The following is a 23,431-nucleotide window of genomic DNA, read 5'->3' as shown; positions in this document are numbered from 1 at the left end:
CGGCGCGCCATCAATAATGCGGCGGCTTGGGGATTGTTTGCCTTGGTGCGCTCGATTGCAAACGTCTCCAACGCCCGCCTGCGCCAACGGACAAGCGGGTGGACAGGTTTACTGGCGCCGCACCCGATAGAACCGGTAAGGATAATTGGTCGCTCCTGGATCGAACAAATCGAACACGTTCGTGTCCGGCATGTTGGTGGCAATGGGCGTCCAAGTGACAAGATTCGTGCTCGCTTCAAGCACGTAATTGCCGCCCGCCGTGCCACTGAAGGTCAAACGGAACATATTGTTCGTGAGTTCTTCCGCAACAAAATGCAGCGGTTCAACCGTGAACAGCGCGCTGGTCGTGACGCTGTTGACGTAACCGGTGCGGAAGGAACTGGCCGAGACCGTGGCGCTGTCCAGCAAGGTGAACGGCCCGGTGTAAAGCAGCGAGTTCGTCGTCGGCTTCGAGCCATCCAGCGTGTAGTAAATCACCGCATTGGTGTCCGGTTGTTGCGCCGCAACATTCACCGAAGCCACGAAGTTGCCGCCGTTGGGCGTGAGGACGGGCGGGGCCAGCGCGGGAACCCCCGGCAGACTGTTGATCCAGTCGGTGAGGACCTGCACGGCATTGGTATCAATCAAATTGCGCGCGAGCGGCGGCATCTTGATGGTGTTGTTGGTCGTGTCCATCCGCTGATGGATTTCCGAGCGCCAGATGTCTTTGGGCACCACCATGGCGAAGCCGTCCGAATCCAGTCCGCCGTTGATGATGTTTTGACTGGCCAGCGGCAGGTCGAAGCGCGCGTCAAACGTCGGCCCGATTCCTCCGGGCTGATGACATTGCACGCAGTTGGCGTCGAGATAGGAACGCACCCGGGTCTCGAGCGAGGCCGAAAGGTTGGTCAGGGCGGCCATTCTGGCAAAGTTCGTGATGATCGCCTCATCAAACGCGGCGTTGAACAGGCCGAGCCGGTTCAAGGTGCGCAACTGATTGTCGGTCACCCCGGTTGATGGATACGTCTCATCGCCGTTCAACTGACGGGTATTCACTCCCAGCACGTAATTGGCCACCGGCGTGTGGCAGGTGAGACAGTCCGCCCGGCTTGGATAATACCACGTTTGCGTGGTCACGCCGGTGGCGTTGGTAATGAGGATGTCCTCGTTCAAGCTGCCGGGGAGCAGGTCGGCATCACTGTTGTCGGCACGCCATTTGTAGGTCACACCGTAAACCTGGCCGTTGATGTCGCGCACCAGCAGGCGGGTTTCGAGCCGGCGTTTGACATTGGGATTCGTGGTGTCGGTATTCAGTTCAAAGGTTTTCACAAATACCGTCCCGGCCGGGAAAGACCACGAACCGGTCGGCGCAAAATCAATTTGCTCATCCGGTGTGATGGTTCCGCCGTCGTTGGGCACGGCGAAGTAACGCGTCTTCAGTGCACCGTCCGACCAGAGTGGCGTATTGGGAGTATAAGGAATCAATGCCGTCACCGGCGTCATGCCGGGCGTGTTGCTGAAAATGCCCACCTGTGACAGCAGCGCCGGCATCGATCCCGCCGCTGTCGTCGGCATGTTCAGGAAAGCGTTCATTGGCAGGCGGGTGGTGAGTCCATAAGGCTGGCCGCTGCCGGCGCCCACAGAAACGTTCACCACGGCAGACGTGCTGCTCAAGCCGCTGCCGTCCACCGCCACGGCGGTTAAGGCGTAACTGGCGGCCGCCAATCCAGTCGTGGTGAGGGTGTAGGGCGCATTGCTGACGCTGCCCAAATACGCACCGTTGGCGTAAAAGCTGACGACGCTGACCGGGTTGTATGGCGCGTCCGCATCGGCAGAAATGGTCACGCTGGCTGGCGCGGTATAACCCGAACCGTCGGCTGGTGCGGTCAGGACAACGGCCGGAGCCGGGTTCGAATAAGGATACAACTGGGTCTGCGGAACAACACCGTTCGGCGTCGAAGGACTGTTCCAGGAAAGCGTCACCGAGGCGTTGTTGGTCTTCTGGTAATAATCCAGTTCGATGTTGTAAAGCTGCTGCGCCGCGAGCGCGATGGAATTGCTCCTCGTCGTGGCGCTGGCCTTGTCGGTCCAGTCATCAATCAACAACTGCCCGTTTACATACAGGCGCACGCCATCGTCCGCCGTGGTGGTGAAGGTGTAACTTTCAGAGAACCGAGGTTGCACGCAGCCGGTCCAGCGCACGGTGAAATTGGTCGCGCCCACACTGGGAGCCGGACCGATTGTGCCCCAGTTAAAGTTGACGGTCGCATTCGTCTGCACGAGCGCTGGCGAACCGGTGAACGGAGCGGCGCTGGTGTGATTGGCAAAATATTCGGCCTGCAAGCCGGTGCCAGTGCCACTGGCGGCGGTGTTGTTGAACGATGCGCTGGTGACGGCGCTGTTCACCGCGCCGGGCGCGGCGGCAATGGCCTGCACCAAAGCATTGCTCGTCAGTGCGAATGGCCCGGTGTATGGCGTCGAATCCGTGGTGGGGGTTGTGCCGTCCAGCGTATAAAAGATGGACGCGCCCGCCGTGGCGTCCGACAGCGTCACCATCACCGAATTGGTAAAGGGGCCGCCGTTGGGGGAGATGGTCGGAGCGGTCAGAAAAACGGCGTTGCCAAAGACGGATACGGCGTATTGTGCGCCGACATACACCTTGCCGCCGGCAATAACAGGTGGAACCATTTTCACGCCTGCGCCCGGATAGTCGCGCGAAGGATTCTGGCTGGAGTTATACAGTTCGTCGGCAAGGTTGGTTGCGTTGTAGGCATGCAACACTGCCGGGCCGCTGCTCAGATACGCGCTGGCATCAATGACCCACGCGATGCCGTTGCTCGAGCCGTCCGCGGAGATGGTTGGCGTCTGGCCGGGAAAACCAAAACTGGTGGTGGATTTTGAAACCGGCGTGGTGGCGATGCTCCCATTGGTGATAAAGAACGCCTTCATCACATCACCGTTGCCTTGATAATAAATCCAGTTGTTGAAGTAGGCGGGCGAACACCAGCACCCGCCCACGGCGCCGCCGATGGACTGCACAATCTGACTGTCGCTGCCCGCCTGGTAATGTCCCATGTTGTCGCGATCCACGAGATAAATCTTTCCCTGCTTGCCGGCCCCCACGATCAAGTGCGGATGGGCCGCACTGCCGGCTGCGTCCGGCAGCAGCATGGCGCCACCCGACCCCAAATCCGCGTCGCTGCTCTGCAAAGAGGCCTGGTTGTAGGGCGTGAAATAATCGGTTGCGCTGAGCTGGTTCGCGGTTGTGGAAAGCTTGACGAAACTGTCGCCGTAATCGCCACCGTTGGTGTTCTGGCTGAACGCCCCGTTGCCAGTCATGAAATAGAGATTGTTGCTGGCATCCGCGCAAAGGCCGTTGCCTGCCATCCAAATCGCACCTTCGCCTGCATGGGAACCAAACGCCGCCAGTGTTGCGTTGGGCGAGGTGCAGTAGATGCTCACCAAAGCAAGATTGGCGGGGTTGTAGCCAAAAACCCACCCGTGATATGGATCGGTGTCATCGTGGCTGCCGTAAGCCACATACAAAACGCCACCGGCCAGCGTCAGCGCCGGGCGGGCGCAATGTTGAATGGCCGAAAACGTTACGGTGGGGCCGCCGTCCGTAATCGTGGCGCCGGTGCCGGCTCCGGATACGCCGCCACTGCCATTCACGCCGGTGCCCGGCACGGAACCGGCGACGACCACCGGGCCGTAGGGCCGCTCGTTGCCGGTCGTCACATCCAGTGCGTGAATACGATGATAGTAGTTGGTGGAAACGCCCGGCACGACTTCCCGCGTGAAGGCATCCAGGTAAAGCGTGCCCGTTGCCGCGTCAATGACCGGCGTGCCCACCATTCCCTCCTCCGGCACCACGTCCGTATTGCCTTGAGCGTGGTAACGCAGACCGTATTCGGTGGAAGGCGAGACGGCCGAAATGCCGACGTTGGTTTTCCACAATAAGCCCCCATCGGCCCCGCCATTGCTGTCGGCGTCAAAGGCATAAACCGTGTCGTGCATGGTGAGGACGAACAGCACGTTGTGCGTGCCTTTGCCGGGAATGGTCAGATTGGTCATGATCAGCGGCTGGGCATACACATAGCCATCCACCGGATAGGTGAACAGTTTTCCGAAGCTGGCGGTGTTCACATTGGCCGGAGTCAGCAGGGTTTCGTTGGCGTTCAATCCCTGGCGGGTGTTGTCGTAATGATACGTCAGCACCGGGATGTGTTTGACTGCCAGCGTGGTGAACGACTGCGATGGACCACCCCATGAGGATCCAGCCGAGTTGGACGCGTAAGCGGCAAAGTAATAAGTCGCGCCTTCTGACAGCCCGGCCACCTGCAAATTGAAAACTCCTCCCTGCGCCGGCAGGGAAATGTGATTGGACCAAGCGGCCGGATTGGCGCCGCCATCGGTGGTCCCGTAATAAATCGTGATGATCGGCCACTCATTGCCCGTATCCAGCACCTGACCGTTCAAGGTGACTGTGGTCGCGCCGACGAGCATTGCTGGCAGGTTGGTTACGGTGGGTGGGTTCACCGTCGCCGCCGTGGTAAAGCTGGAGGCCGGCGCGGCCCACGAAATGCCGGCCGTGTTGGAAGCCTGGGCGGTGTAGTAATACGTCGTGTTGGTCGTCAGGCCGGTCACCATCGTCGAAAAGTCCCCCAACTGTGCGCCCAGAGCGACATCGTTGGACCAGGCGGCGGCATTCGTCCCGCCGTCGGTCGCGCCATAGTAGATCGTGACATACGGAAGGCTGCCTCCGCTCGCAACAATGGTTCCGTTCAAGGTTGCGGCCGTCCCTTGGATGGTCGTAGCGGGCTTGTTTGCGACCGTCGCTGGCGACGGAGGTCCGAGCGAAGTCAATCCCACATCAAAAACGCCATCGTAGTCATGGCTGCTGGCAAAGGTGATGTTGCCGCCAGCCACCGGGAAAATGCCCAGTTCACCATTCGGATAAGGATTGCCACTGGCATTGCCCAGCTGATCCCAACCCCCAACTGCCGCGGAGACTTTTCCGAAGGAATAGCCATAAGTCGAATTGGGCATGAGCGACAAGTCGAGGTTGGTCCACTGCAACCAGTCACCATCCGAAAAAGTGAAGTTCGTCGCACTATAAGTGGCGAGCACGGTGGCGGCGCCATTGCTCACCGAATAAATGTGCAGCAAATACCCCTGCGGGGTGCCGGTCCCCGAACTGGTGCCGCCCCCGGTTTTAAAGGCCAGCGAGGTCAAAAGGAAACCGGCCGAGCCGTCGGGCGTAAAAAATGTCTGTCCGGGTTCGCCCGAGCCGTAACTGACCTGGTTGTCGGTATAGTAATTAAGTCCATCCGGCTGGTTTGCCTGGCCGGCCGTGCTGAACTGAAAAGCGTCGTTAATCCCCGGCGTCGGCGCATTGATGCCGAAATCCACCAGCACGACCGGCGGCACCTCCGCCGTCACCGTCAAGGCAGCAGGTGTGTTGGTGAAGACCTTTGGGGTGCCGCCCGGGTTGTTGGAGACCACCAAAAAATAATTTCCGGCATTGGCATATTGCACATTGGTGAGCGTAAACGTGCTCGTGGTGGCGCCGGAAACCAGGCTGGTGACGCCGTTCGTGTTGGTGAAGAACCACCGAAAAGTAATCGGCGGAGTGCCATCGGCGATGGCACTGATGGTTACATTGCTGCCAAGAATGGCTGTTGCCGATGGTGAAATTGTCGTCGGCCCCGCATACGGGTCGCTCAAAGCAGACAGCCGCACGCTTTCCAGAAAGTTCACATCCGCCGCATCCGTATAAAACCGTGTGTCATCCAGCAATCCTTGGAATGCCCGAAGCTGGTCACTCAACCGATTGCCCAAAAAAACGGTGCCGGAGCTGCCCAGATTGATGGTCTGCCCTGAAACCGATGCGCTCGTGACAAGCGCCACGGGACTGGTCTCCGAACCAGCATACAGATTCAGCGTGCTGCCATCGTAAGTAATCGCAATAAAGCTCCAACTTCCCGCGGACAAGCCGGGAACCGTTCCCGTGGTCAACTGCTGAACCCCGTTCAGGAAGACTTGAAAGCCGGGTCCATTGTTCAGCAGGTAGGCAAACGAATTCGCCGCCGTCTCGACCGTGAACGTATTGGGTCCAATTTCAAAGAAGCGCGGATACTGGGAAACCACGCCAGGTTTGATCCACTGGGTCAGGGTAAAATTGGAAATCGGCCCAAAGTTCAGTGCTCCGTTGTTGGTCGCAAAAGCGATCGGCGACGCTGCGTTGTTGTAAGTCCCGGAGAAAAAGTCCAAGGCTTTGCCAATCCCGGCCACGCCGGATCCGGCAGTCCCGTGCAAATCCGTCGCCGTGCTGCCGTTGACCAGCTTCAACGTAACTCCCGCCGCGGAATCGGTCGTGGTCGAGCCGCTGTCTTCGAAGGCAAAACGCAACCGCAGCGTCTGGGCTTTGGCTTCAGGGCAAAGCTGGGACAGGGTTGCGAGAACGACGCTGATGACCGCGAACCCCCTGATGATGAAGCCCAAATGGTTTTTCATTTACTGTTGAGCAAGGTCTCCCATCACTTTTGTCCAGCCACGGTCGTTTATCCACGAACAGCTTGCGGCGGAAATGATGTGTTCTTACTTTATGCTTAAGCGCGAACCATGGACACCCCAATTTTTCCTGTTTTCACTCTCGTTTCAAATGCCCCGGCATTATCACGTTCGCGCAAAAACTGACTTCGATTTCCAACATGAGAATTTCCCTTTACTCAGCATGGATCGCCGCGCTGGCCGGCAGCGCGTTTTTCTGGAGCCCATCCGCGCACTGTGCCGGCGCCTATTCGGTTTTTGTTTCCAATGAAAAGGCCGGCACTCTGACGGTCATCGACGGAGCGGATTTCAAGGTCGCCACCACCATTCCCGTGGGCAAGCGGCCACGGGGCATCCATGCCAGTCCGGATGGAAAGACGGTTTATGTCGCGTTAAGCGGCACTCCCATCGAACCCCCGCCGAAATTGGATGCGAATGGCAACCCCATTTTCGAAAAAGGCCACGATGATGATGACAAGGAGGCCAAGGCGGACAAATCAGCCGACGGCATCGCCCTCGTGGACGCCGGGCAGAAAAAATTCCTGCGTAAAATTCCCGCCGGCTCCGACCCCGAACAATTCTGTCTCAGCCCGGACGGTTCGCGCATCTACATTGCCAACGAAGACGTGAGTGCCGCCACCGTGCTTGATGCCGCCACCGGCAAGGTGGTCACGTTCATCCCGGTGAGCCGTGAGCCGGAAGGCGTCGGCGCCAGTCCGGACGGGAAATTTTTCTACGTCACCTGCGAGACGGCGGGCGATGTGTTCGCCATCGACGCGCAGACGTTCAAGGTCATCGGTCACCTCAACGTTCATCCACGTCCCCGCAGCGTGGCGTTCCTGCCGGACGGCTCGCGCGCGTTCATTCCATCTGAATCCGTAGGCGAGTTGAACGTCATCGACACCGCGGCGCAAAAACTCGCCCGGGTAATCACCTTGCCGCCGCACGCGCGTCCGCAATGCGTCGTGGTTTCATCCGATGGGAAGAAGATTTATGTCAGCACCGGGCGGGGCGGCACGGTGTGTGTGGTTGATGCCAATACGTTCGAGGTGCTGCACACGATCCCCGTTGGAAAGCGTCCGTGGGGCATCGCCCTGTCACCGGACAACAAATATTTGTTCGCCGCCAACGGCCCATCGGACGATGTCTCGGTGGTGGACCTTTCAACTGACCAGGAAATTACGCGCGTCAAATCACCCGGCAGTCCGTGGGGTATCGTCGTGGTTGCCGGGCGCGAAGTGAGTCAAACGGCTACTGGCCGGTGAGAAAGAACTGCTGGGTGGTAATGCTCTTGGTGAAGCCCGTCTTGAACGCCCGGGCGCGCAGAATGGTTGGCCCGGTCAGGCGAATGGGTTTGTCATAGAGCAAATCCGACTTCGTCGGCACCGTGCCGTCGATTGTGTAACGGATGGTCGCACCCGGCACGCTGCTCAATGTGACCTCCACGGCGTTCGTCAGACTGCCGCCGGCCGGCGAGATTTCCGGCGGCGGCAGCACCGGCGGCCCCGGAAGGCTTTCGATCCATTGTCGCAGCAAGGCCATGCCCTTTTCATCGATCGCGTTGCGGGCCAGCGGCGGCATCTTGAAGGCTTCGGTCGTGTTCGCCCGCAGGTAAAGAATGGAACGCCAGATGTCGTTCGGCGCCATGACCCGCGCGCTGTCGATGCGTTCGTCAATCAGCACCGGACCGTCAATCAGGCCCTGCTTTGCCAATGGCGTGTCGTAGCGCGCGTCGAAATAGGCAACGGTGCCCTTCGGCCGATGGCAATTGGCGCAATTCGCATCGAGGTAGGAACGCGCGCGATCTTCCAGGCTGCGGGCCAGGTCATCGGGACGGGCCAGCGTCGGCAACGCTTTTACGTCGGCTTTGTGCAGGTTGGTATCGAACAGGCCAAGCCGGCTCCACCTCAGCAGTTCATTTTCAGTGACCCCGGCAGGGTAGGCATACTCCCGGTTCAACTGCCGGGTTTTTACCCCCAGGACATGCCCGGCGTTGTCCGTGTGGCAGGTCAGGCAATCCTTGCGGCTGGGGTAATACCACGACTGGGTTCGCACGCCGGTCGCGGTTATAATGGTGATCGTTTCCATCAAATTCGTTTCCAGCAACTCAGCGTCACTGTTGTCGGGGCGCCATTTGTAAACGGCCCCGTAAACGCCGCCATCCGCATCGCACACCAGCAACCGCGTCTCCAGCCGGCGAATCGACTCGGGCTGCAGTTCGTTGGTAATGAAAGTGAACGTCTTTACAAAGACCGTTCCTTTCGGAAAGCTCCATTCGCCCGTCGGCGAAAATTTTATCGTCGCGCCGGCAGGCACGGAAACCCAGCGCGCTTTCTCCGCACCGTCCGACCAGAATGGGACGATGAGCTCATACGGGAGTAATCCATCGGCCGGGACAAGATGCCGGACATCCTTGAACGCTCCAGTTTGAGACAACAGTGCCGGCAAGGTTGAGGCGGCCGTGGCCGGCATGGCGAGAAACGGGCGTGACCGGGGTTGAACCTCCCACGAGCGGGGGGCAACGGCGTCAGCCAGACATGGGTGGACGGCGCGAGTTGCGAGCACGCCCATTCCCGCAATGGTAGCCAGACGGGGCAGAAACTTTGCTCCAACAATTCGAAAGGCGCGCGTCACTTTGATCCTGCACTCGAGGGCGAAGCGTTGGTGCTGCCTTCGGCCAGATGCCAGGCAACCGCCGTGGCAAGTTGCGCGGAAAATCGCCGCACCGTCTTCTGCACCGTGCCCACGGAATGATAGGTATGCTGCCCGGTGGGGTAACCTTCAATAATCACGTAATCGTATGCCTTCGGCTTCAGCTTTCGTGATTTGGGATAGTCCGTCAGCAACACCGTGCCGACGCAGGGCGTTCCGGGAATGCCGCTTTCCACCAACTTTTCCGGGCGGCTGGTGGTCACCGTGCCCGGCACGAGCCAGGAACGCGTCAACGGCTCACGCAAAAGATTGGTGTAACCACTCTCCACCACCAGTCCTTCGGGTAGAATTTTCATAATCTTGCCGCAGATGCAACGACGACCGGCAATGCAATCCGCCCGGATTTGCTCCGCGCGAAGGACCGCAGCGTCATGCGTTTGATGTGTCGGCGCGGCGGCGTGGGAGGAATCCGTTTCCACCGCCGAGTTGGTCTGCGCCAACGCCGGCAAGGCCAATGCGAAGATTAACGTGAGTCCAGCCAGGTTCATGCAATCTGACCGCAAGATAGATTCTGTGCCGGGTCTTGGCTACGAAAACGTCGGCCCTTACCATGACTTGCCTACGCTAGTAATGCGGCGGCTTGGGATTGTTCGCCTTGGCGCGTTCGAGCTCAGCCGTCTCCAACGCCCGCGATTGCACCTGCATCTGCTTCACCAGGCGGTCGAGGGTCTTGCCCTGTTCAATCACCACCTCGTTCAACTGCTCCACCTGATGTTCCAGGTGGGCAAGGTGCGATTCGAGGCGGGCAAAGCGTTCGGCGGTTTCGTCGTTCATGCGCGCTTCCAGGTAAACTGCCGCTGCCGCCCAAACACACCCCGCAGGGAGAGCGACGCTTCATCCTGCAGCGCCTGCAAGGCCGCGTAGCACCGGACATTCGCCGCCTTCGGTTGCGTTGTTTCCGCGCGGTTCAACGTGACGAACGCATCCGTAATCTCCTCGATCTGCACGCGTTCGCCGGATTGGAGTTTCCAGCACCACAACGCCTGCAACGCCGCCCCGTAGGCCGCGCCTTCGCCAACTTTCAAGGTGACGACCGGCGCGTTGAAGACGTCCGCCATGATCTGGCGCCAGAACCGGGAGTTCGCACCGCCGCCCGTGGCGCGAATTTGCTTCGCCTTGACGCCGAGTTGCGCCAGCCGGCGCAGGCCGTAATTCATCCCCAGTGTTACGCCTTCCATCGTGGCCCGGGCGAAGTGAGGCGCCGTGAAGGTGCGCGGGTTGACACCGAGATACACGCCTGTGCCGTCGGGCACGTTCGGCGTGCGCTCGCCTTCGAGATACGGCAGGAGGAACAAGCCGTCGCAGCCGGCCGGCGCTTTCGCCGCCATTTTCTCCAACGCCGCGTGGTCGAGCCCAAAATCCTTCCGCACCATCTCCGTCGCCACGGTCACGTTCATGGTGCACAGCAACGGCAGCCAGCGGTTCGTGGAATCGCAAAACGCCGCGATTTCCCCGGCCGGATCGACCACCGGCCGGTCCGCGCAGGCGTAAATCGTTCCGCTCGTGCCGAAGCTGGCGGTGACGATGCCGGGCCGGGTGTTGCCGGTGCCGATGGCGCCCATCATGTTGTCGCCGCCCCCGGCGCTGACCAGCACGCCGGGGTTCAGCCCCAGTTCGCGCGCCGTGGCCGGACGCAGCAGGCCCGCGGGCTGATCGCTGGAAATCAAGGGTGGCAGTTTATCAACGAGGCTTGCGTCAATTGCCTGCAGCGCGGCGGCGCACCATTGGCGGCGGCGCACATCGAACAGCGCGGTGCCGCTGGCGTCGCCATACTCCATCACGCGTTCGCCGGTCAGCCAGAAGTTCAGGTAGTCATGCGGCAGGAGCACGGTGGCGAGCCGGGTGAAGTTTTTCGGCTCGCGCCGTTTCAGCCAGAGAATTTTCGAGGCGGTGAAACCGGGCAACACGACGTTGCCCAGCGCCGCGATGGTTTTCTTCGGCCCGCCGAGCCGCGCGGTGATTGCATCGCACTCGGCGCTCGTGGCGGTGTCGCACCAGAGTTTGGCCGGGCGGATGACTTCGCCCGCGGCATCGAGCGGCACAAAGCCGTGCTGCTGGCCGCTGACACCCATGGCCTTGACTTCGGCGGGGCGGGCTTTGGCCGCCTTTAACGCAGCCTTGACTGCGGCGGCCGTGGCGCGGCGCCACGTCTCCGGGTGCTGTTCCTTCGCGCCGGGCGGGAGGCCGGGCAGTAAATCGTATTTCGCCGCGCCCGCGCCGAGCACCCTGCCTGTGTTCGCGTCCACGACCAGGGCCTTGGTGGACTGCGTGCCGCTGTCAATGCCGATGAGGAGTTCGCGCATGGCGATTGATTAGCAGCGGACGGGCGGAGTTGTCACGTCGAAGCGAAGGGTGGTGGCTTCCGCCGGGGCCGGCAGGCCAATCAACGCGCGGGCCTCCGCCGGCGAGGCGATGTCGCGCCCCGCGCATTGGGCCAGCTTCACCAGGCGCTCGATCAACTTCACATTCGTCGCCAGCTCCGTGCGGGCGGCGTCAAACCAGAGGTTGTCCTCCAGCCCGACCCGCACGTGACCGCCCATGGTGATGGCCATGCTGTTGACGTAAAATTGGAAGCGGCCGATGCCCGCGGCGGACCACGTGGTGCCGGTCGGCAGCGCGCGCACGAGCGTGACAAGATTGTCCGGCGTGGCCGCCAGCGTGCCCAGGGAGCCAAGCAGCACGTTGGCGTAGAACGGCGGCTGCAACCGCCCAAGTTGAATCAGCCGGCGCGCGTAGTCGGCCATGCCCAGCTCGAACAGCTCGAGTTCGGGAATAATGCCGCGCTGCTGCATTTTTTCAGCCAGGGCCTGAATCATCCTGGGCTCATTGACCGATGCCTGGTTCGGAAAGTTCAGCGAGCCGAGGGTCAGCGAGGCAAAGTCCGGCTTCGCGTCGCCCGTCAGGTCGAGCACGTCCGACCGGCAGGCAAACGAATTGTCCGTGCGCCCGCTCGTGGTGGCGGAAATCAGGAGGCCCGGGCACGCGGCACGAATGCCGGTGATGATTTCGGCATACGCCTCCTTGTGCCAGTCGGGCCGGCCCGAGGCGTCGCGGGCGTGGACGTGAATGATGCTCGCGCCCGCGGCGTGACAGCGCCGGGCATCGGCGATGATTTCCGCGGGGGCAATGGGCGTGTGCGGGTTGTCCCGCTTCTGCGGCACCATGCCGGTGAGCGCGGCGTTGATGATGAGCTTGTCCAGTTTCATGGCGCGGATTATTTGCCTGCGATGTCTCGCTTCACAATTTTGGCCGGCACGCCCACCACGAGCACGCGTTCCGGCACGTCCTCGGTCACCACCGCGCCGGCCCCCACGACGGACTGCGCGCCGATGACCTTGTGGTCGATGATGGTGGCGCCGATGCCCACATACACCGCCCGGCCGACGTGACAACTGCCCGCCAGATTCACACCCGGGCCGACGGTGACAAAATCATCAATCTGCGTGTGGTGGCCGATGGTGGCGCCGCGGTTCACCGAAACGTGCGCGCCCAACCGGGTGTGCGACGCAATGATGACGCCGACGTTGAGAATCGTTCCCGGGCCCAGCGTGCTGCGCGTGGAGACCCGGGCGCTGGGATGCACCAGGGTGGCGAATTCGCCGCCGAGCGCGGCCACCTGCGCGGTAAACCGGCCGCGGTGCGTGGTGCCCAGCCCGCACACAAACTGGTGCGTGACCACGCGCGGACCAAGTTCATCGATCCAATACACCGGCCGGCCATCCAGCGGCTGCGCGCAACGGGCACGATCCAGGTTTTCCACGAAACCGGCAACCGTCACGCCGGGGATTTCGGAGGCGAGGTCGGCAATTTCCACGGCAAACGGGCCGGTGCCAAGAATGAGCAGGGGTTTTCCGGTATTCATCATGCGGGGGTGAGCGTGGAAACGGCGACGTTGTCCGATGAGGTTCGGAACACGACGGCTGCCAATCGCTCCGTCACCGGTCCCATGCCCAGCCAGCGGCTGGCAAACACGGACTCGACGGCGCGCTGTTCTTCGGCGCCCAGACTGGGACGAAATGTTGGTATCATGGGGAACTTCTGAGATTCGCCACGGCCAGCATCCTGCGGAGAACTTGCGGCAGGGTCAATTCCGTGGTCACGAAACGGTGACCCGCCGCGGCAACGGCCCGCCGCTCCGCTTCGTGCGTCAGATAACGGTCTATCACGGCGGGCATTTCCTCCAAGGACGTCATCACGAAGTGCTCCCCCGCCACGAACGCCCCCGTGTCCGCGCACGGTTCGCACACGACCAGCGCGCCGCACGCAAGGCCGAGCATCACGCGCATCGCCGGCAGGTCGTGCGGCGTCCGCAGCAGGCACAGCACGATCCGCGCGCGGTTCAACCACGCTTCCCGGACGGCGCCCTGGACCCCGGACACAAACGTCAGGGTGCGGCCCCGCGCCGCCAGCGCATCCCGCAAATGACGCAGCTTCTCGTGGCGCGGCCCTCGCCCCAGCGCGCCCAGAAACAACACGTCAATGTCCCGGGGCAACTGCTGGTCGCGACCCCAATCCGGATGATAGCCAAACGGTGCCAGCCCGGCCGGCACTCCGCGGCTCCGGAGAAAACGCACCCGTGGCTGCACGGTGGCAAAACAATGGTCCAGCCAGCCCTGCGCCTGCGCCCGCCGGATCCATTCCCAATCGCCCGCCGCGTTGAAAAAATTTTCCACGTCGTATTGGATCCAGCCCTCCTGGTCCGGCGCCTGCCGGACAGCGCGCGTGTATTCCCGGGCCTGCCACCGGCGCAGGGTCCGCAGCAACTGCGTGCGGAAGGGAATGAGGTTGCCGAGGAGCTTCCGTGCCGGGCGCGGCAACCGGCCCCAGTCCAGCGCGGCAAGGCGCCGGCCGACCTGTTCGCCGAGCAGGCTCAACTGCTCCGGCGGCAGCGGTTCCAACTGCCAGAGCAGCGTGACGGGCGACCGGCCCCGCCGCTGCGCGAGCACCGCGGGCAAGCCCTCAATGTAGCGGCAAAAACCCGCCAGCAGCAGGAGATCGTGGCGCAGCACCTCCGCGTCGGCGCGGTGGCGCACGGTGGGCTGCCAGCCCAGTTCTCCAAAGGCGTCCGCGAGCATTTTTCCCAAACCGGGATACAGCCCCGTCCGCGGCAGCAGAATGCACACCTGGCGACTCATGATTTGCGAGCGCCTTGACTAGGCGCGGGACGAACGCCGGTCAAATGAAATTCCACGCCCGCACCACCTGTTTTGCCCACTTCCTGCTTTTCCGCCTGCCGCGTTGCCCTATCTTCGCCCCACATGATTTCGGAGATTCGCTCAGTTCATTTCATCGGCATTTGCGGCACCGCAATGGCATCCGCCGCAGCCGCCTTGCAGGAAAAAGGCTACGTCGTCACCGGCTCGGACCAGAACGTGTATCCCCCGATGTCCACCTTTCTGGCCCAACGGCAGATCGAAGTGTTCAACGGCTACACCGAGGCGAATCTCGCGCACAAACCCGACCTCGTCGTCGTCGGCAACGCCATTTCACGCGGCAATCCCGAAGCCGAGGCGGTGCTCGCGCAGCGGCTGCGTTACTGCTCGTTGCCCGAGCTGCTGAAGGAGTATTTCATCCGCGGCAAACGCTCCCTGGTGGTCGCCGGCACGCACGGCAAAACCACGACCACCAGCCTGTTGACGTGGGTCTTCGAGCACGCCGGCCTGAACCCGAGCTACCTGATCGGCGGCATCCCGACCAACCTGGGCCAGGGCGCGCGGTTCACCGACAGCGAATGGTTCATCATCGAGGGGGACGAATACGACACCGCGTTCTTCGACAAGCGCAGCAAGTTTGTGCATTACCTGCCCGAAGTCGCCATCCTGAACAACCTTGAATTCGATCACGCGGACATTTTCTCGGATGTCGCCGCGGTGCAGCACGCATTTAGCCAGTTCATCCGGCTCGTGCCGCGCAACGGTCTGCTGCTGGCGAACGGGGACGACCCGCAACTGGCGCCGCTGTTGAACATCACCTTCTGCCCGATCAAACGCTTCGGCCTCGGCGAACCGAATGCGATTCAGGCGTTCAACCTCCGGCTCGGGCCCACGGCGAGCGAGTTCGAAATCCCGGGTTTCAAGTTCCACCTCAACCTCGTCGGCGAACTGAACGTGCGCAACGCCCTCGCCGTGGTCGCCGCCGCCAAGCACTGCGGGCTGACCAACAAACAGATTCAGGCGGGCTTCGACACGTTCAAGGGCATCCGCCGCCGGCTCGAAGTGCGTGGCGTCGCGGGCGGCGTGACTGTGATTGACGACTTCGGACATCATCCGACCGCCATTCGCGAAACGTTGCGGGCGTTGCGCATCAAGTATCCGCACGAGAAAATCTGGGCCGTTTTCGAACCACGCAGCAACACCACGCGCCGGAATGTGTTCCAAACGGAGCTGGCCGGCTCCTTTGTGGATGCGAATGCCGTGGTGGTCGCCCAGGTCGCGCGCCTGGAGCAGTTGCCCGTCGCAGAACGCCTGGACCCCGAGCGCCTGATGGAAGACCTGCGCACGGGCGGCAAGGATGCCAGCTATCTGCCGGACGCGGACGCCATCGTGGCACACCTCGCGCGCCACGCGCAGGGCGGTGAAGTCGTGTGTGTCTTCAGCAACGGCGGGTTCGGGAACATCCACGAAAAGCTGCTCGCCACGCTTGGCCGCCGGTGAGCGCGCGGGAACCCGCCGCTTGCCAAGCGGTCGCCGTGGCGCAAGGATGCCCTCATGGCTCTGATCAAATGTCCGGAATGCACGAATCCGGTTTCCTCCCTTGCGCCGATGTGCCCCGCGTGCGGTTACCCGGTGGCGGCCCAGACTGGAGCCGGCACCTCGAAGGCCGCCGCCGGCCATGAACTGCTCGCGCAGGCGCAGCCGTCGTGGTGGCGCTTCTTCTGGCACCTGTTCTTTTTCTGGCTGATTGTGCCGCCGCTGGTGGCGTGGGCCCGCCGGGCGTCCGTGGTGCTGCGCATTTATCCGGGGCGCGTGACGGTGGAGCGCGGCTTGATTACAAAGTGCTACCGCGAATTCCTCGTGCGGGACATTCGGGCGATTGACATTGACCAGGGATTTCTCGCGCGGCTCGTGGGCATGGGTGACCTCACCATTTCCACATCCGCAACCGTGGATGCCGCGGAGCGCATCGAAGGGGTGCCGAATCCGCACGCGTTGCGCGAACTCATCCTGGCCCAGCGGGGCCATCAATGAGGTGGTTGCCCGCCGCAGCTTCGGCCGCATTCGCAGCGGGTAGAATGACGAAGAACTGGCTCCCCTGCCCCGGCTCGCTGCGCACACCAATACGACCGCCGTGGGCCACCGTGATTTCCCGGGCGATGGACAATCCGAGACCGGCTCCGGTTTTGTCCTGACCGGGCACACGGAAAAAGCGGTCAAAGATGCGGCTCTGAAATTCCTCGGGCACGCCAGGGCCACGGTCGGTCACGGTGAATTGCACGCCGCCCTCTTCGCCGGACGCCGCGTGGAGCCTCACGTCCGCCCCGGCCGGCGAGTGTTTGATGGCGTTGTTGACCAGGTTGCCAAAGACGTGGCTGATGCGCTGCCGGTCCACATGCACGGCCGGCAGGTTCGATTCGGCCGACCAGTGGACCCGCACGCGGCCGCCCGCCGCCTGATCCGCCGCCTCCCGCGCAACGTGTTCCAGCAGTTCGCCCGGCATGACCGGTTCCTTGCGCAGCTCCGCGTTGCCCGCCTCCAATCGTGCCAGGTCCAGCAGGTCGTTCAAAATGTTCAGCAGCCGCTCGGCATCGTCGCGGGCGCCGCGCAACATCTCGTCCTGCCGGGCGTTGATGCGGCCGATGGTTTTTTCGAGGAGAATGTGCAGGGCCATGCGCAGGCTGGTGAGCGGGGTCTTCAGTTCGTGGCTGACGGTGGCCACGAGATTGGTCTTGGCCGCATCCAGGAGGCGGAAACGCGTCACGTCATACAACACCACAGCAACACCAAAGGTCGCATTGTTCTTGTCCCGCATGACGAGCACGCGGGGCAGGTAAAACTTTTCGCCGGCCGGCGGGTGATAACTGACCACGTCGTCGAAGGTGTGCGGGAGGAAGTTTTCGCCACGGGCCAGCGCGGTTGCGGCAATCCGCTGCAACTCACCCGGAAGCCGTTCCGTGAGACCCAAACCGGCGGCAAATTCATCCGCCGCCGGGTTCTTCAGCTCGATGCGCGCCTTGTGGTTGAGCACGAAAATGGGATCGGGAAACGAGGCCAGCGTCGTCTCCATGGTGCGGTGCAGGCGGACGATTTCCGCGCTGGTGCTCTGACGGTATTCCTGAAGCTGGGCGGCCATGGTGTTGAAGGCAATGGCCAGCTGGCCCAGTTCATCGCGGGATTCGACCGGCACGGGCTGGTGCCAGTTTCCCTGGCTCAGTTCCCGGGTGGCGCGGGTCAACGATTCGATCGGCAGCAGCAGGGACCGGCTCAGGCGATAGTAGGCATAGAGCGCGATGGCCAGCGTGACCACCATGCCGATCAACATCGGCCGCGTGATGTCCCGCATGATCTGCTGAATGCTCTCCCGCGTGGCAAGAATGGCCTGATCGTTGAGGTCGCGGATTTTTTCCAGCGTGTGGTCCAGCGCGAGCACGCTGGGCGTGACGCCCGTCTGGTAGGTGCGCTGGCGGTTCTCCGCACCGCCCGCGGCATTGAACACAATCATCGCCCGCCTGAAGGCGGCATAGTTGGTGGCCAGCCTTTGAGTGAGTTCCTGCTCCGCAGGCTGGCTCATGCCGTTCGTCAGAAGGGACAGGTTGTCCTCAAACTGCTTCTGCAACTGCAAAAAGGCGGGCGTGGCGGCGTTGGTGCCGGTGTTCGACGTCCAGGCCTCCCGCTCGATGGCCGTCAATTCGAGGCGCATCGACTGCGCCACCAGGATGCTGCGGTAGTTGCCGCTGACGGTGGCGTCCACCCGGTGCACGAGGCGCGAGAACAGGATGATGGCATACACGCCCGTGGCGAGCAGCAGCACCACGAACGGCACAAGACCCAAAAACAAGCGCGTGCGCAACATAACCCAGGCCGCCGGCGCGCCGGCTTACTGAACGAGCTTCTTCCGCTTCCGGTAAAGGGTGGCCGGATTGATGCCGAGAATCTGGGCGGCCTCCTCCATGGTGGACGCCTGCTGCAACACGCGGTTGATGTGCTCCTGTTCGAGTTCCTCCAGTGACACCCGTTCGCCCACATGCACCTCACGGCCCGCCCCGGCCCGCGGCTGTTCGAGTTTGTCGGGCAAATCGTCCCGCTCAACCCGGTTGCCGCCGGCCAGAATGACCGCCCGCTCGACAACATTGCGGAGTTCACGCAGGTTTCCCGGCCAGTGGTAGTGGAGCAAGGCGCGCTGGGCATCGCCGGAAAAGCCCTGGAGATTTTTCCCGCACTGCCGGGCAAAGAACTGGAGGTAATTGTCGGCAATGCCCTGCAAATCCAGCAGGCGCTCACGCAACGGCGGCATCACCACCGCGATGACGTTCAGCCGGTAATACAGGTCCTCGCGAAACCGGCCTTCCTTGACCGACTGCTCCAAATCGTGATTCGTCGCCGCCACCACACGCACGTTGGCCCGTCGTGTTTTCGCCTCGCCCACGCGTTCGTATTCCTTTTCCTGCAACAACCGGAGCAGCTTGGGCTGGATTTCCAACGGGAGGTCGCCGATCTCGTCGAGGAAAAGCGTGCCGCCATCGGCCGCCGCCACCTTGCCCGCCGCATCCGCCGTGGCGCCAGTAAACGCACCCTTGATGTGGCCAAACAACTCACTTTCGAGCAGATCACGCGACAGGCTCGGACAGTTGACCGTCACGAAGGCGTTTTCCTTTTGCGGACTGCGCTCGTGAATCGCCCGGGCGAGCACGGATTTGCCGGTGCCGCTCTCGCCGAGGAGCAGAATCGTCGCCGGGGTGGGCGCGGCCTTGAACACCAGTTCCTGTGCCTTTTGCACTGCCGGCACGGCCGTGTTCAGCAGGATGGTCGGCGCCTCCACCGACAGGCGGGATTCCAGTTCGGCCACGCGGCTCGCGAGCTTGCGCGCCTTGGTGATGCGTTCGAAGACGCGCCGAATCTGCTCCGGCGTGAACGGCTTGGGAATGTAATCAGCCGCGCCGCGCCGCATGGCCTCGACCGCCGTCTCGATCGAGGCGTAAGCCGTGAACACGACGACGTCCAGGCTGGGATCACGTTTGAGCAATTCCGGCAGCAGGTCCAGGCCGTTCTCGGCACCGAGTTTGAGATCCAGAAAGGCGATGTTAAACGAGCCGGCATCCAGCTGATCCAGCGCCGCCGCGCCGCGCGCGACACCCACGACCTCATGTCCCATCGCTTCAAACACGACGGCTGTCGTGCGACGAATGTTGCCTTCGTCATCGATGATCAACACGCGCATGGGGCGGTTCGCTTTGGACGATTCCATTCCACCATGGTAGCGAACGAACAAGGGACACGCCAGACTCCAATGGACGTGACGCTGGAATAAGTGGCCGACAACGACTTGGGCCGCGCCATTGCCGGCGCGGCCCAAGTGTCCTTCCCCAACCAACCCAACCAACCGGCCATCCGGTTCGCGCCGTTCGCCACCGAATGGCTCAACTGAACTTGGCCTTCGCGTTGTCGCAGGCCTTTTGCAAGTCAGCGAGGGCCGTCGCCAACCCGGCCTTCAAATCCGCCCAGCTCCCGGCACCGGCCTGCTTGAGCGCGTCAAACTTTGCCTGGGCCGCGGACTGTTGCGTTTTCAAGGTGGCCAGCGCCGCATCCGCCTGCGCCTTGACTTCGCCCGTCAAACTTTGCGACCGCTGGGCCAGGTCGTCGATCTGGCCGCGCAGCGTATTGAGCTGCGCCTCGGCGCTGGCCACAAATTCGGTCTTACCCTCCATGATGGCCGCAGCCGCACCCGCGGCGGGTTTGTCCGGCTGCGCATTGGTCGCCGCCGGCGCGTTGGTGGTTGGCGTCTCTCCCGTGGTCTCGCTGGAATTGCAGCCGACCAGGGCAATCATCGCCGAACAAAACAGAACCGTGTATCTCGTTTTCATGTTTTCCTTTCCTGTATGGGTTTGAGTTGAATCACCGCTGTTTCCTGAATCGTTTTGCGCCAAAGTCCGTCAATTCCCGCGGACGCATCGCATCCGTGCTCTTCGTGCTGCCGCTCCCGGAAATCCAGCCCCCGCCACGCCGCCCACGACGGGCTGGCGACGGACGAACGGCGAATGGCAATGGCCACACGGGCTTCGTGCCGCCATGCAACGGGCAGGGTCAGACGAACGGCGCCCTCCCGTCGGCTGCGCGAATTCATTTCCGCCCTTTCCCATGATCATGGCTGGGACCCCAGACATGGCCGCGCTGACCGGCGTTGGACGGTTCGTGACGATGCGGCGCAGCCGGCGGATGGTCCGGTGCGGCGACATCGGATTGATGTGGCGCCTCGGGCTTTCCGGTTCGCTCTGGCTGCCTTGGTGGCTGTGCGTGCGGCGCATGGGAAACGGCCGACGGCACGGGCGTTTGTCGCGCCGCCTCCTGAATGGCCACCCGTTCAAACTTCCGGCCGGTGGCCTTTTCCACCACGGACAGTCCCGGACCTTCGTTCACCACCACGCGCCGGGCCCCGCGATCGCCAATGACCTTTTCCTGATGCTTGATATTGTTGATGACGCGGGTTTCGCGAATGATTTGCGGACTGCTCACAACGATGGTGGTGGACCGAATGGGTTCGGCGAAGTGCGCGCCCTTGACGAATACGAAGCGCGCATCAACCACTTTAACCCGCGGCGGCGGCAGCGGCGCCCAGCCGATGTAGCCGCCGCCCACCCGCCAGGAAACCCAGGCCGGCCCCCACTCCACGCCCGGCAGCCAAACCCAGCCATGGGCCGAATCGTAAACCCAGTAGCCATAGTGGTAACAGGCCCACGCCCAGGGCTCATCGCTTTCCCAATACCAGCCGCAATCCGTCCATACCCAGTGCCCCTCACAGTAGGGGCGCCAGGAAACTGCCACACCCGCCGGGCGCCAGCACCGACCGTAGGTGCCGACGGTGATCCACGTGCCGCGTGCCGTCAGTGGCGCGTCAAAATCAGCGACCGCGTGAATGCTGACATTGGCGGAAACTTCGAGTTCGGCCCGCGCCATGGGCGCTCCACCCATCAGCAATCCACATGCGGCCACCAGCAAATTCCGGGAAATCACTTTCATGAGGCTCCCTTTCCGTTTGGTTGAAATAGTTCATAGCTAAATCGGGGCCAGTTCGGGGGTCGAAGAACAAGTGATTGCAAATCAGTAAATTCCATCTTGTCGGTAAATTGGCCCGCACATGCTGGCGTGCAAAATGCACGAACCCCCAATCGCCCGGCTTGCACGGTGCAGTATTCCAAAACTCAATGCGCCGCGCGGAGTCCCTCCGCGCGGCGCATTAGTCCAAGCTGGCAATTTTTAGACGCCGGTCATTTTGTTCACCGGCAGATAGGGCGGCGTGATTCCGCCGGGCACGCCCGCGTGCGCGGTCCCACGCCGACGCAACCGCGCGAAGAGGGCCAGATTAAAGAAATGCATCCCACCGAGCACCAGCAGGACCAGCCCGACCTTAGTGCTCAGCGTTTCCAACGCCTCCTGCGCATCGGCCGCCCGCACGCCGTATTTCAACGCCAGCGTCACGTAGCCCACGTTGATCAGATAGAAGCCGACGAGCAGGAGATGATTGACCGAATCGGCGAGCTCGGTGTTACCCCGGAAGCATTCCACGAGGAACACGCGCCCGTTCCGATGCAGCGTCCGCGCCACCCAGACGGTCAACGCAACGCTGATGCTCAAATACGCCAGGTGAGTCCATACAATCAGGGTCATAATCAGCCTTTCTCTATTTATGACAGCTATTTCTGTCACGACAGAACTATCTGATAATCCCATCCTGATGGCAACTGTTTTTTGTTGGCCCGACATTGGACCAACGGCAGGCAAGGCCGGGCCGGAAGGAGTTGCCAGCACGGTCCCCGGAAAACGGCGCGGCCGGCCATTGATTGCTGCGGAGTCCCGCCGTTGGGTGTGGGAGCCTTTAACCCCCGGCCGCACGGCCCGTCGTTCCCGCTTCGGTAGCCGCGCGGGAGAACACGGCGAGCAACCAGTCCGCCAGGTGCACGACCAGTTGCGATTTATCCGCGCACACGGCGAGCGGGCGGCCCGGACGGCAGATACCGAAACCGGGGCCGAAGGCGCGGCCGTTCACCACGCAGGCATCCACGCGCGCCTCGGCGATCTGGCGGTGCGCCCGCGCAAGAGCCTCCTCCCGGGTGCCCGCCAGTTCATATTTCCATCCGACGAGCAGGCTCTGCGGAAACAACCGGCGCAACTGCGCGATCACTTTCGTGGAGGGCTCGAGTTGCAGCGTCAACGCCCCGGCACGGCTGGCGATCTTCGGCGCGGCGCAATCCGTCCCCTGCTCGTCCAGCACCTGCTTGACCCGGTAATCGCACAGCGCGGCTGCCTGAAACACAGCTGCGATGTCGCCGCCCGCCGCGGCTTGTGACAGAAGTGCGAGCAGATCATCGTTGGTGTTGAAGGCGCTCACCCGGCACGGAGATTCCGGCCCGGTGGCGGTGGCGCCGCTGCCTTTGAAACAGAGCACCTCACAACCAGCGCGGGCCAGTTCGCGGCTCAACAACACGCCCAGTTCGCCGCTGGAAAAATTGGTCAGCCGCCGCACCTCATCAATGGGCTCGTAACTGGGGCCGCACGTGACAATCACTTTCATGGGGATTCCTTCAGCCGGACGACTTCGGCGTGCAACTGGCGCGCGAGTTCCTTGCGCTCCACCGCCGGCGCCGGCACGCGCCGAAAGCGCAACCGCGCCCGCACCTGGTGTTTGCCGAGCAGATTGATCAAGTGCGGCAGGAGCGTCATGTCCTTCCAATAACACACTTCTTCGCCGACGTCGCCATCGGCCAGTTCATAACCAATCCACGCCGCCGTCACCGGTTGGGCAAGCCGCGTGGCCGGCTCCAGCAAAGAGGAGCGAAAAGGCAGGACGGTTTGGCCGTTGGAACTGGTGCCCTCGGGAAACAGGACCACCAACGTCCCTTGAACCACGGCGGCCTGCATGGCATCCGCCACTTGGCCCACGTGAGTGCGGCTTTCACGGTGCACAAACACAGTGCCGGCCAGCCGGACGAACCAGCCACAACAACCGGCCCGCCACCCGCAACGGATGCGCCCACAAT

19 protein-coding genes are annotated in these 23,431 nt (G+C 62.4%); 3 read left to right on the top strand and 16 right to left on the bottom strand.

Annotated elements, in window-relative coordinates:
• Positions 1-108: 108 nt before the first annotated feature.
• On the bottom strand, positions 109-6,495 hold the full coding sequence (locus VFV96_12355; protein HEU5071189.1) for a PA14 domain-containing protein: 6,387 nt from the start codon (positions 6,493-6,495) through the stop codon (positions 109-111).
• Positions 6,496-6,692: 197 nt separating this feature from the next.
• Here VFV96_12355 and VFV96_12350 point away from each other — a divergent pair, with 197 nt between their 5' ends.
• Entirely contained in the window at positions 6,693-7,796 is a 1,104-nt protein-coding gene (locus VFV96_12350) for a beta-propeller fold lactonase family protein (GenBank protein HEU5071188.1), read from the top strand.
• Here the strand turns inward: VFV96_12350 and VFV96_12345 are convergent.
• From VFV96_12345 to VFV96_12310, 8 genes are all read right to left on the bottom strand, one after another.
• Entirely contained in the window at positions 7,783-8,967 is a 1,185-nt protein-coding gene (locus tag VFV96_12345; protein HEU5071187.1) for a chitobiase/beta-hexosaminidase C-terminal domain-containing protein, read from the bottom strand. The two genes, VFV96_12350 and VFV96_12345, sit on opposite strands and share 14 nt — an antisense overlap.
• A gap of 194 nt (positions 8,968-9,161) precedes the next feature.
• Positions 9,162-9,539 carry a hypothetical protein gene (locus VFV96_12340; GenBank protein ID HEU5071186.1) on the bottom strand — a complete coding sequence of 126 codons (378 nt, stop codon included), beginning with the start codon at positions 9,537-9,539 and terminating at the stop codon, positions 9,162-9,164.
• Positions 9,540-9,807: 268 nt separating this feature from the next.
• Complete coding sequence (locus VFV96_12335) at positions 9,808-10,017, bottom strand: SlyX family protein (GenBank protein ID HEU5071185.1); 210 nt, start codon at positions 10,015-10,017, stop codon at positions 9,808-9,810.
• Complete coding sequence (gene xylB, locus VFV96_12330) at positions 10,014-11,546, bottom strand: xylulokinase (GenBank protein HEU5071184.1); 1,533 nt, start codon at positions 11,544-11,546, stop codon at positions 10,014-10,016. The genes VFV96_12335 and xylB overlap by 4 nt, the downstream gene beginning before the upstream one ends.
• Positions 11,547-11,555: 9 nt before the next feature.
• Entirely contained in the window at positions 11,556-12,449 is an 894-nt protein-coding gene (locus VFV96_12325; GenBank protein ID HEU5071183.1) for a 3-keto-5-aminohexanoate cleavage protein, read from the bottom strand.
• 8 nt (positions 12,450-12,457) lie between these two features.
• Positions 12,458-13,108 (bottom strand): acetyltransferase, encoded by a 651-nt coding sequence (locus VFV96_12320; protein ID HEU5071182.1) that lies wholly within the window; start codon positions 13,106-13,108, stop codon positions 12,458-12,460.
• Positions 13,105-13,272 (bottom strand): hypothetical protein, encoded by a 168-nt coding sequence (locus tag VFV96_12315; GenBank protein ID HEU5071181.1) that lies wholly within the window; start codon positions 13,270-13,272, stop codon positions 13,105-13,107. The genes VFV96_12320 and VFV96_12315 overlap by 4 nt, the downstream gene beginning before the upstream one ends.
• Positions 13,269-14,378: a glycosyltransferase gene (locus VFV96_12310; GenBank protein ID HEU5071180.1), complete on the bottom strand. Its 1,110-nt coding sequence runs from the start codon at positions 14,376-14,378 to the stop codon at positions 13,269-13,271. Before VFV96_12310 ends, VFV96_12315 begins: the two co-directional genes overlap by 4 nt.
• Positions 14,379-14,501: 123 nt before the next feature.
• Between VFV96_12310 and mpl the strand changes: the two genes are divergently transcribed.
• Both mpl and VFV96_12300 read left to right on the top strand, forming a co-directional pair.
• On the top strand, positions 14,502-15,896 hold the full coding sequence (gene mpl / locus VFV96_12305) for a UDP-N-acetylmuramate:L-alanyl-gamma-D-glutamyl-meso-diaminopimelate ligase (GenBank protein ID HEU5071179.1): 1,395 nt from the start codon (positions 14,502-14,504) through the stop codon (positions 15,894-15,896).
• A gap of 54 nt (positions 15,897-15,950) precedes the next feature.
• Complete coding sequence (locus VFV96_12300; protein ID HEU5071178.1) at positions 15,951-16,430, top strand: PH domain-containing protein; 480 nt, start codon at positions 15,951-15,953, stop codon at positions 16,428-16,430.
• Here VFV96_12300 and VFV96_12295 read toward each other — a convergent pair.
• From VFV96_12295 to VFV96_12265, 7 genes are all read right to left on the bottom strand, one after another.
• Positions 16,402-18,252, bottom strand: a complete 1,851-nt coding sequence (locus VFV96_12295; protein HEU5071177.1) for an ATP-binding protein — start codon at positions 18,250-18,252, stop codon at positions 16,402-16,404. The genes VFV96_12300 and VFV96_12295 overlap by 29 nt on opposite strands.
• 24 nt (positions 18,253-18,276) lie before the next feature.
• Complete coding sequence (locus tag VFV96_12290; protein HEU5071176.1) at positions 18,277-19,617, bottom strand: sigma-54 dependent transcriptional regulator; 1,341 nt, start codon at positions 19,615-19,617, stop codon at positions 18,277-18,279.
• A gap of 199 nt (positions 19,618-19,816) precedes the next feature.
• Positions 19,817-20,260 (bottom strand): hypothetical protein, encoded by a 444-nt coding sequence (locus VFV96_12285; protein ID HEU5071175.1) that lies wholly within the window; start codon positions 20,258-20,260, stop codon positions 19,817-19,819.
• Between the two features lie 256 nt (positions 20,261-20,516).
• Entirely contained in the window at positions 20,517-21,413 is an 897-nt protein-coding gene (locus tag VFV96_12280) for a DUF6600 domain-containing protein (GenBank protein HEU5071174.1), read from the bottom strand.
• Between the two features lie 237 nt (positions 21,414-21,650).
• The gene (locus tag VFV96_12275) at positions 21,651-22,061 is read right to left on the bottom strand and encodes a hypothetical protein (protein ID HEU5071173.1); all 411 of its coding nucleotides are present in this window, start codon (positions 22,059-22,061) and stop codon (positions 21,651-21,653) included.
• A 208-nt stretch (positions 22,062-22,269) separates the two neighbouring features.
• Positions 22,270-22,965, bottom strand: coding sequence for a phosphopantothenoylcysteine decarboxylase (locus VFV96_12270; protein ID HEU5071172.1), 696 nt, complete (start codon positions 22,963-22,965; stop codon positions 22,270-22,272).
• Positions 22,962-23,420, bottom strand: coding sequence for a 1-acyl-sn-glycerol-3-phosphate acyltransferase (locus tag VFV96_12265; protein ID HEU5071171.1), 459 nt, complete (start codon positions 23,418-23,420; stop codon positions 22,962-22,964). The genes VFV96_12270 and VFV96_12265 overlap by 4 nt, the downstream gene beginning before the upstream one ends.
• Positions 23,421-23,431 lie beyond the last annotated feature (11 nt).

The sequence above is a fragment of the Verrucomicrobiia bacterium genome, from assembly GCA_035765895.1.
Classification (GTDB): domain Bacteria; phylum Verrucomicrobiota; class Verrucomicrobiia; order Limisphaerales; family DSYF01; genus DSYF01.
Note: the sequence above shows the minus strand (reverse complement) of the source record. Positions and strands in the feature narration are given on the sequence as shown.

What these genes read in the sequence shown, in the direction of transcription:
- VFV96_12295 (HEU5071177.1), bottom strand. Translation starts at nt 18,252, where the DNA reads ATGTTGCGCACGCGCTTGTTTTTGGGTCTTGTGCCGTTCGTGGTGCTG.
- VFV96_12335 (HEU5071185.1), bottom strand. Translation starts at nt 10,017, where the DNA reads ATGAACGACGAAACCGCCGAACGCTTTGCCCGCCTCGAATCGCACCTT.
- VFV96_12320 (HEU5071182.1), bottom strand. Translation starts at nt 13,108, where the DNA reads ATGATGAATACCGGAAAACCCCTGCTCATTCTTGGCACCGGCCCGTTT.
- VFV96_12280 (HEU5071174.1), bottom strand. Translation starts at nt 21,413, where the DNA reads ATGAAAGTGATTTCCCGGAATTTGCTGGTGGCCGCATGTGGATTGCTG.
- VFV96_12325 (HEU5071183.1), bottom strand. Translation starts at nt 12,449, where the DNA reads ATGAAACTGGACAAGCTCATCATCAACGCCGCGCTCACCGGCATGGTG.
- VFV96_12270 (HEU5071172.1), bottom strand. Translation starts at nt 22,965, where the DNA reads ATGAAAGTGATTGTCACGTGCGGCCCCAGTTACGAGCCCATTGATGAG.
- VFV96_12350 (HEU5071188.1), top strand. Translation starts at nt 6,693, where the DNA reads ATGAGAATTTCCCTTTACTCAGCATGGATCGCCGCGCTGGCCGGCAGC.
- VFV96_12340 (HEU5071186.1), bottom strand. Translation starts at nt 9,539, where the DNA reads ATGAAAATTCTACCCGAAGGACTGGTGGTGGAGAGTGGTTACACCAAT.
- VFV96_12300 (HEU5071178.1), top strand. Translation starts at nt 15,951, where the DNA reads ATGGCTCTGATCAAATGTCCGGAATGCACGAATCCGGTTTCCTCCCTT.
- xylB (HEU5071184.1), bottom strand. Translation starts at nt 11,546, where the DNA reads ATGCGCGAACTCCTCATCGGCATTGACAGCGGCACGCAGTCCACCAAG.
- VFV96_12310 (HEU5071180.1), bottom strand. Translation starts at nt 14,378, where the DNA reads ATGAGTCGCCAGGTGTGCATTCTGCTGCCGCGGACGGGGCTGTATCCC.
- mpl (HEU5071179.1), top strand. Translation starts at nt 14,502, where the DNA reads ATGATTTCGGAGATTCGCTCAGTTCATTTCATCGGCATTTGCGGCACC.
- VFV96_12275 (HEU5071173.1), bottom strand. Translation starts at nt 22,061, where the DNA reads ATGACCCTGATTGTATGGACTCACCTGGCGTATTTGAGCATCAGCGTT.
- VFV96_12290 (HEU5071176.1), bottom strand. Translation starts at nt 19,617, where the DNA reads ATGCGCGTGTTGATCATCGATGACGAAGGCAACATTCGTCGCACGACA.
- VFV96_12315 (HEU5071181.1), bottom strand. Translation starts at nt 13,272, where the DNA reads ATGATACCAACATTTCGTCCCAGTCTGGGCGCCGAAGAACAGCGCGCC.
- VFV96_12355 (HEU5071189.1), bottom strand. Translation starts at nt 6,495, where the DNA reads ATGAAAAACCATTTGGGCTTCATCATCAGGGGGTTCGCGGTCATCAGC.
- VFV96_12285 (HEU5071175.1), bottom strand. Translation starts at nt 20,260, where the DNA reads ATGAAAACGAGATACACGGTTCTGTTTTGTTCGGCGATGATTGCCCTG.